We start from the raw sequence: 2,433 nt of genomic DNA on the forward strand, positions 1-2,433 counted from the left end.
GTGCGGAGGGTCCAGTCGCGGGGGCCCTCCGGCATCCTCAGGATGCGGGGCGGGGCGGGTGGAAGCGTGACGCTGAAACGGTCGAGGGGTAGGGCGAGACCGGCGCCGAGCGCCTTCACCACCGCCTCCTTACGGGTCCACAGGCCGAAGAACGCGCCCTCGCGCGCGTGCGCTGGCGTCCGTGCCAGAGCCTCGGCCTCGTCGGGCGCGAAATGCTCGCGGGCGATGCGGAGCGCGTCGGGCAGCGGCCGGACCCGCTCGACATCGACGCCGATGGGATGGCGCGCCGAGAGCCCGACGAGAGCGAGCCCGCCCGAGTGCGAGAGGTTGAATGCGAGGCTCGCCCGCGTCGCGCCGGCGAGTTCCGGTTTTCCGTTCGGCCCCGCCGAGAAGGCAAGGCCGCGCGGATCGGTCCCGAGAGCGCGGCCGACGACCAGCCGCAGGGCCGCGTGGCTGGCGCGGTAGCGGTCCCGATCCTCCGATCTCAGGAAGCGGCCGGCACGGGCACGCTCGTCCGCCGACAGCACCGCGTCGCAGGCCGCCAGGGCGGACGGCGGCAGGGCGAGGTCGACGAGCCAGACGACGGTGGCTGTGCCCGCTCCGGGTTCCGCCACCTCCCAGCCGGCCGCAAGCGCTGCGAACGGGACCGTCATCGCACCGCGCGAACCATGCGGCAGTCCTCCCGAGCGGGCGCGGGGAAAAGACGTGGATGCGGGGCGCCCCGGTCGCCATCCCCGGCCACCATGCGATAGAAGCGCCTGCCCACCCACAACCCAGCCGCGATGATGCCGAACTCCGCCGCGAACGCCAGCGCGAACATCGAGGACGCCGACCTGCCCGGAACCGAGGAGGCCGCCCGCGCCGAGCACGCGGCGCTCTCGGAGCGGATCGCCGAGGCCGATCGCCTCTACTATCAGGAGGACGCGCCCGAGATCACGGACGCGGAATACGACCGGTTGCGCCGCCGCCTCGAGGGCATCGAGGCGCGCTTTCCCGATCTCGCCGGCACCGGCGTGGCGAGCGCCTCCGTCGGTGCGAAGCCCTCGGAGAAGTTCGCCAAGGTCCGCCACGCCGTGCCGATGCTCTCTCTCGGCAACGCCTTCGCGGATTCGGAGGTGGAGGAGTTCGTCGCGCGCGTGCGCCGCTTCCTGAACTGGCCGGACGCGGAGCCTCTCGCCTTCACGGCCGAGCCGAAGATCGACGGACTTTCCCTGTCCCTGCGCTACGAGGACGGCGCGCTCGTCACCGCGGCGACGCGCGGCGACGGCGAGGTCGGCGAGAACGTGACCGCCAACGCCCGCACGGTGCAGGACATCCCGGAGCGGCTGACGGGGGCGGGCGTCCCGCCGGTCTGCGAGGTGCGCGGCGAGGTCTATCTCAGCCACGCGGATTTCGCCGCGATCAACGCGCGCCAGGAGGCGCAGGGCAGGCCGCTCTTCGCCAACCCGCGCAACGCCGCCGCCGGGTCGCTCCGCCAGCTCGACCCCGCCATCACCGCGTCCCGCCCCTTGCGCTTCTTCGCCTACGCGTGGGGCGCGGCGGAACCCGCCTTCGAAGGTACACAGTCGGGCGTGATGGAGCGCTTCCGCGCCTGGGGCCTGCCGGTGAACCCGCTCACCCTGCGCTGCACCGACACGGCCGCGATGCTCGCCCATTACCGGCGGATCGAGGCGGAGCGGGCGGATCTCGGCTACGACATCGACGGCGTCGTCTACAAGGTCGACGACCTCGCCCTGCAGCGTCGGCTCGGCTTCGTCTCGCGCTCGCCGCGCTGGGCGCTCGCCCACAAGTTCGCCGCGCAGGAGGCGTTCACGGTGGTCGAGGACATCGTGATCAATGTGGGCCGCACGGGCTCCCTCAACCCGCTGGCCAAGCTCCGCCCGGTCACGGTCGGCGGCGTGGTGGTGTCGAACGCCACGCTCCACAACGAGGGCTACGTCAGGGGCGTCGGCGGCGACGGCGAGCCGATCCGCGAGGGCCGCGACATCCGGGTCGGCGACACCGTGATCGTGCTGCGGGCGGGCGACGTCATCCCGAAGGTGATGGACGTGGTGCTCGACAAGCGGCCCGCGGATTCGCGGCCCTACGCCTTCCCCGAGACCTGCCCGGCCTGCGGCAGCAAGGCGGTGCGCGCCTTCAACCCGCGCACCAAGAAGCCGGATTCGGTGCGCCGCTGCACGGGCGGCCTGATCTGCCCGGCGCAGGGGCTGGAGCGGCTGAAGCACTTCGTCTCGCGCAACGCCTTCGACATCGAGGGCTTCGGAGAAACCTACATCGAGACCCTCTACGAGGACGGGCTTATCCGCCAGCCCGCGGACATCTTCCGGCTCGACTTCGAGGCGGTGCGGGACTCGCTCGCGGCGCGCCGCCGCGCGCTCGCCGACGCGCGCGCCCGGCAGAAGGAGGAGGCGGCGCGCGCCGCCGGCGAGACGG

At 73.0% G+C, this 2,433-nt stretch carries 2 protein-coding genes; one reads left to right on the forward strand and one right to left on the reverse strand.

What is annotated here, in order from left to right; genetic code table 11:
• Positions 1 to 653: 4'-phosphopantetheinyl transferase superfamily protein (locus AX737_RS06305; RefSeq protein WP_066919918.1), on the reverse strand; the 653-nt coding region annotated here is incomplete at its 3' end.
• Positions 654 to 785: 132 nt separating this feature from the next.
• Between AX737_RS06305 and ligA the strand changes: the two genes are divergently transcribed.
• A partial coding sequence (gene ligA, locus AX737_RS06310; protein ID WP_066919920.1) for an NAD-dependent DNA ligase LigA occupies positions 786 to 2,433 on the forward strand: 1,648 nt, incomplete at its 3' end.

Origin of the sequence: Methylobacterium sp. CCH5-D2, from assembly GCF_001556475.1 — a bacterium.
Lineage (GTDB): Bacteria > Pseudomonadota > Alphaproteobacteria > Rhizobiales > Beijerinckiaceae > Methylobacterium > Methylobacterium hispanicum.